General features: G+C 69.8%; 4 protein-coding genes and 1 tRNA gene. 3 read left to right on the top strand and 2 right to left on the bottom strand.

Going from position 1 to position 6,113, the window contains the following annotated elements:
* Positions 1-60 precede the first annotated feature (60 nt).
* The gene (locus tag ACME2J_RS17200) at positions 61-1,287 is read left to right on the top strand and encodes a hypothetical protein (RefSeq protein WP_495546168.1); all 1,227 of its coding nucleotides are present in this window, start codon (positions 61-63) and stop codon (positions 1,285-1,287) included.
* Positions 1,284-3,866, top strand: a complete 2,583-nt coding sequence (locus ACME2J_RS17195) for a hypothetical protein (protein ID WP_495546167.1) — start codon at positions 1,284-1,286, stop codon at positions 3,864-3,866. Before ACME2J_RS17200 ends, ACME2J_RS17195 begins: the two co-directional genes overlap by 4 nt.
* 222 nt (positions 3,867-4,088) lie before the next feature.
* On the opposite strand, the gene ACME2J_RS17190 is transcribed toward ACME2J_RS17195, so the two are convergent.
* Positions 4,089-4,162: transfer RNA gene (locus tag ACME2J_RS17190), tRNA-Met, on the bottom strand.
* A gap of 45 nt (positions 4,163-4,207) precedes the next feature.
* Positions 4,208-5,143 carry an SDR family NAD(P)-dependent oxidoreductase gene (locus ACME2J_RS17185; RefSeq protein ID WP_495546166.1) on the bottom strand — a complete coding sequence of 312 codons (936 nt, stop codon included), beginning with the start codon at positions 5,141-5,143 and terminating at the stop codon, positions 4,208-4,210.
* A 39-nt stretch (positions 5,144-5,182) separates the two neighbouring features.
* On the opposite strand from ACME2J_RS17185, the gene ACME2J_RS17180 reads away from it, so the two are divergent.
* A complete protein-coding gene (locus ACME2J_RS17180) occupies positions 5,183-5,845 on the top strand; it encodes a DsbA family oxidoreductase (protein ID WP_495546165.1) in 663 nt (220 codons plus the stop codon).
* Positions 5,846-6,113: the final 268 nt, after the last annotated feature.

Here is a 6,113-nt window from a genome sequence, read left to right as displayed (position 1 = left end):
GGACGAGGCGGGAGGACCGCCACCTACAAAGTTCTACGAGCTACGGGACAACCTCGCTCCATGGGCGGCTACGGTCTGTACTACCGCTCTCCGCTGGTCGAACTGGACGTGGTCATCCCCGCCGGCGCGGCGCTCGGAGACCAGACGACACGCATCGACGTCCTGCGCCCTGGCTCCGAGCGCGCGCAGGCGCTCGCCGACACCTTCCGCGAAGCGATCGCGGGCACGACGTATGTCGCGAAGGGCCACATGAACGGTGTCGACCCTATTCCGCTCGGCGTGATCCGCGAGCTCTCAGAAGCCGCCTGCCTTTGCCGCCTGGATCAGCGCCCTGCAGAGCAGCAGGCCATCCGTGAGGCCTACTTTGAGCTCGGCCGCCAGGAGCGTGCCGATCCGGTGGAGCAACGGCGCCGCGCGTTCGCGCTGTTCCTCGATCAGATCGACCGGCATCCCGATGTCGCCCGGGACGACAGCAGCTTCCGGCGCGGAACGATCGACGCCCTCCACGAGGCCACCGCGGCTCCGAGACCTCAGGCGGAGTCCTACGCCTCATGGGGCGCACTCGCGATGAAGGAGTGCGTTCAGGACGCGATCTGTTCCTTGTGGACGGAGTTCTGCCGTCGCGGGCTGGACTACCAAGAACACGACGGGATGACGCGCAGCGAGCTTCGCTCGTTCATCCATGATCGCCTAGCCGGTGCCGGTGTCTTCGAGCTTGCCGGCAGCGCCGTCGGCTGGCGACCTGACCAGCCGCTGGCTGAGCTGCGCGACAGCGTACTCGCCGCCGCCGCTGACTTGCACTGGGAAGATGTGCGGACCTGGACGGAGGAGCAGAACACCGCGATCTCGGGTCTGGCGGCGTTGCTGTGGTTTGAGGCGCACACGCCGCAGCCGGACAGCATGCTCGGGCCGTGGGAGTGGGTCGCGCGTCAGGACTCCGATCACCAGTTGGGCTTCCTGCGGGCGATCGCCGCGGTGCGTGGCGAAGCCTCCATCGAGCCGACGGTCGGCGAGACGCTGGAGTGGGCGTTGCGGACGTTCGTACTCGGCCCGCACGAGGTCATCGCATACTCCAAGCTGCCCGAGTCGACCTTCCGCTTCAGTTGGGAGGAAGGGCGGCTGCGTTTCTATCCCACCGGACATGACCGCTTCTTGCCTTCGGGAGCCCGTCGCAACGCGCTCTCATCTTTGTCCGAGGACATGGGCCTGTGGACGCGCGTGGGCGACGACGAGATCCCACAGCTGACCGCTGACGGCCGGACGTTCATCGCGAGGGTCTTCGGGTGAAGGTCGCCGCACAGTTCCGGCCTGGCACGCGCGCCTTCTGGGGCACGACGTACGCCCTCGAACTGACCCTGTTCGACCAGTACCTGCTGCGCCAGCTCGGCGGCCCGCCGCTCAACGCCGTTGTGCTGGCCGACCACTGGAAGCTCAGCCAGATGTGGGACCGCCTGGATCCCGACCAGCACTACCTCGCCCGCCAGGCCAACCGCGTCTACCTGCTTCGCGGAGTGCAGCTGCCAGGCGGCGGAGCGTTCCACCCCAAGACCTTCCTGTTCGCGCGCCGCGACGAAGCCACGCTCGTCGTCGGCTCGGGCAACCTGACCCGTAGCGGCCTGGACGCCGGCAAGGAGGTCTTCACGTCGTTCACCACCGCGACGGACGAGGGCCTGGCCACGCTGCGTGCCTGGAGCCGCTGGGTCGGCCGCCTGGTTGAAGCCGCCGGCGACGAGCAGCTCAGCCGGCGCTTCGCAGCCCTGCGCGAGCAATGCCCGTGGATGACCGGCCAAGTCGGCCCTACGCCGTTCGCAGTCAACGACGAGCGCCCGCTCCTCGACCAGTTTGTCGAGCAGCTACCCGGCCCGGTCGATGAGCTGCATGTCACGGCGCCGTACTACGACCGCGACGCGCTGGCGCTGACCGAGGCACTGCGTCGCACGCAGCCCAAGCGGCTCCACCTGTACTTCGGTCTGGCGACCAGTGTGCACGGGCCATCGTTGGCGGCGGTGCTGGATGCCGTGGACTGCAAGGTGGAGCTGCGCCGTTTCGAGCCGCCGACGTTCGTGCACGCCAAGCTCGTCGGCGCCGTGTGCGACGGTCGGGGACTGCTGCTGTGCGGCTCGCCGAATCTTTCCCGCGCGGCGCTCACGCTCACCCACTCAGGCGCCGACCACGGCAACTCCGAAGTCGCGCTGATCCGTCACGGCAGTGCCGACCAGGTCCGCGCCCCGTTCCTCACCTCCGGCCTGGAGCTCATCGATGTCCCGAACGGTCAGCTTCATGAGCTGAGGTTCGAGTCCGACGATCCAGCCGAAGGACGCCCGGCCTTCTCGCTCCGTCGTGCGACGTGGCGCAAGGACGGCCACATTGCCATTGTCGCCGAGCCCGCGCCGGATGCCGACCAGCAGCTCGCATGGGCCGGTGGCGCAACTGCCCTCACCGGACAGGTCACCGGCATGGCCCTAGCCGAGCTCGAAGAGCCGCCGCTGCTGGCCTGGCTGACGGACGCCAATGGCGAGGCGATCTCCAACGCGGTGGCTATCGACGACCCCAACGCGCTGGAACGCAGCCTGGCCAGCCGCGATGCGTCGCGCGATCGCCCCAGCGATCTGCATGAGCAGGACGCCGAGACGCCGCTTGGGCGGCTGATGAGCTGGCTGCATCGGCAGTGCATCTTCGACATCGACGACACGCCTGCCGCTCGGCGTGCGCAGAGCGCGCAGGACGAGGCGCCCCGGGAGGACAGCACTGACTTCTGGGACCGGCTGATCTCCGAGGAACTCAACTACGATCCGCGGACCGAGAACTACCGGGGAATGGGCCCGACCGTCATGCCCATCGGGCACGACCTGTTCCGCGAGCTGGAGATCATGCTCGCCAAGGCGCCCCTGGAACACCCGGTTCTGCGACTCATCAGCGGTGGCCCTACCGCCGACCCGACCGACGACGACGAGCGCACGGGCGTCGCGTGGACCCTGGAGGCCCGGCAGCGTGTGCGCGTCACCAACGTCCTCAGCCGCTGGTGCCGAGCGGTGAGTGACCCACGTCACGCGTTGCTACGCTCCGATGCGCCGGCGGCCAACTACCAGGCGCTCGTCAGCGTCCTGGTCACCGCCTGGGCCGAGGACGCATTGGACGACCAACGGCTCGTGCGTTTGTCTGGCGAGTTGTTCGGGGCGTTCCTCGGCGACGGCAAGTCGCCTGGATTCCTGGGTCGCGCCGACGAGCAGCTACGAGCAGCCGTCGTGCACGACCTCGACGATGCTGCACGCGAGTGGGCTGGCGGGCTGGCGTACCTTGCGCTGCGTCCGCAGACGCCTTGGGCGGAGATCGTCTACGACTGGCAGCCCTACCTGCGCCGGGGCATGATCGACACCGACGTCATAACCGTCGGCGAACGCACGGTGCAGTTCGTTGACCGGGTTGTCGGCGAGCATCACTCCCAGCGCGAGATCGAGGATCTGCTTCTCTCGCGCGTCGAGTACCTCGACGAGAAGAAGTGGTGTGAAGGGCTGGCCGAGGAACTCGAGCTCGAGCACGTCGCGCTGCACAGCAGCAGCAACGAGTTCGTCCCCGTCCGCATCCGCATCGACGGCGTGTCCGAGCCGCTCACCGACTCCCGGGTCGTCGAGGCGGCCGTCAACGCGATGCGCTTCCGCAGTCTCGACGCCATCGGCATCGAGGTCGGTGACGTCGTCGCGGTTCTGCGCCCGGGCAAGCCTCCCGCGGCACGGCTAGGAACAGGCCCAACGGCGCGGACAATCAAGTCGCAAGTTGTCATCACGCGCGAGCGCCTCGATGCGGTTGAGCGCCAGGGCGGCGCGCTGAGCGAGCTACTCGGACTCGCATCGGCGGCAACCGCTTGAGCGGTTGCGCTGCGGTGCGCGCAGCCCGCCGCTCGTCGGCGTGTGTCGAAGGTCTGGGAGACACGCCCGTCCCGGATCGCCTCGCGAGGGTCCGGTTGACCGCCAACTGGCCGACGGGCGTCCGATCTCAGAATCGAAATTGGTACCCATTTGGTACCCGCAGCGCCCCTCGCGCCGCCCTCCAGAACGACGAAAGGCCCGGATCTCAGGGCCCTTCGGAAGTAGCGGGGGCAGGATTCGAACCTGCGACCTTCGGGTTATGAGCCCGACGAGCTACCAGACTGCTCCACCCCGCGGCGGGCCACAGAGTGTAGCAAGGGCCACCGGGGGCCGTCGAGTCCTCAGACGGGGTCCCCGAGGCCGACGAGCCGCTCGCTGAGGGCCCACAGAGCCTCGGCGCGGTAGCGGTCGGTGATGTAGGGCTTGACCCCGCCGTACTCGGTCGGGTCGCCGAGGCGGCCGGGCGCGCAGTCGGCGAGGTAGATGCCGTTCTCGCCGGCGATCTCGGGGGCGGTCGCCGCGTAGAGCTGCGTCGCGGCGCCCTGCGGGACGGTCTTCATGCGGTCCTGCATGCGCTCGGACATCGCGGCGATCGTCTCCTCGGGCATGTGGCGCATGAGCTCGGTGCGGATGACGCCCGGATGGAGCGAGTAGCTGCGGGCGTCGTCACCGAGACGGTCGGCGAGGGCGAGCGCGAAGAGGGCGTTGGCGGACTTCGAGCGCCCGTAGGCGACCCACGGGTCGTAGTCGGTGCGCTCGAAGCCCGGGTCGTCGAGGTCGACGTCGCTGATGCCGTGCGCGGCGGAGGAGGTCGTGACGACGCGGGGCGCGTCGGCGCGCGCGAGCGTCGGGAGCAGGAGCACCGTGAGGAGGAAGTGGCCGAGGTGGTTGGTGCCGAACTGCGTCTCGAAGCCGTCCTCGGTGCGGCCCTGCGGGCAGGCCATGACCCCGGCGTTGTTGAGGAGCATGTCGATCGCCGCCCCCTCGTTCAGGCGCTCGGCGCACCGGCGCACGCTCGCGAGCGAGGCGAGGTCGAGCTCACCGGTCCGCAGGTCGGCACCGGGGACCGCCTCGCGGACGCGGGCGGCGGCCGCCTCGATCCGGGACGGGTCGCGGCCGAGCATCGTCACCGTCGCCCCGTGGGCGGCGAGCGCGCGGACGCTCTCCTCGCCGAGACCGGCGCTCGCGCCGGTGACGACCGCGTGGCGGCCGGTGAGGTCGACGCCCTCGAGGACGTCGTCGGAGGTGGAGGTGGGACCGAAGTCGCGGGCGGGCATGCGCACGAGCCTATGGCACGCGTGTGCGAGCCTAGGAGGATGCTCCTCGAAGTCTGGTCCGACGTCGCCTGCCCCTTCTGCTACATCGGCAAGCGGCACCTCGAGTCGGCGCTCGCGACGTTCCCGCACGCGGAGGAGGTCGACCTGCGGTGGCGGAGCTTCCAGCTCGCCCCTGACGCCCCCCGCGACATCGAGGGCTCACAGGCCGAGCACCTCGCGAGCAAGTACGGCAAGACGCTCGACGAGGCCCGTGCGATGCAGGCCTCGATCGTGCGGATGGCCGCCGACGCGGGTCTCGAGATGGACGTCGACGCGATCCGGATGACGAACACCTTCGACGCCCACCGCCTCCTCCAGCACGCCGGGACGGTCGGCCGGCAGGACGCGATGAAGGAGCGGCTGCTGCGCGCGTACTTCATCGAGGGGGAGCACGTCGGCGACCACGCGACGCTCACGCGCCTCGCGACCGAGGCGGGGCTCGACGCCGCCGAGGTCGAGACGGTCCTCGGCGGGGACGCGCACGCCGACGACGTCCGCCAGGACATCGAGACCGCGATGCGCTTCGGCCTCCAGGGCGTCCCGGCCTTCGTCCTCGAGCGCCGGTTCGGGCTCACCGGCGCCCAGCCGCCCGAGGTCATCCTCCAGGGCCTCGAGAAGGCGTGGGCGCTGCACACCGGCGCCGGGGCGCCCGCGGAGGGGTAGCGACTCCGCCGTTTTTCACCTTGTCGGTCAGATCTGACCGACAAGGTGCAATGGGCGCGCATCGCGGCGACCCGGAGTGCCGGGCTCGGCCCGCGGGGGCGGCGCGACGGGGGAGTTTTCTCACGCCGCGTTCGCACGTCCGTCCGCGGTGACTGGCGCAAACCACCCACCCGGCCGATAGACCATGGGGAAGGCCCTTGCTTCCCCGCCTCCCGGTCACAATCGCCCTCCCTGTCGCGCTCGCCGCGCTCATGGTCTCCGCTCCGTC

This window comes from Paraconexibacter sp., from assembly GCF_059438195.1.
This window is presented reverse-complemented; position numbering and strand designations above follow the sequence as displayed.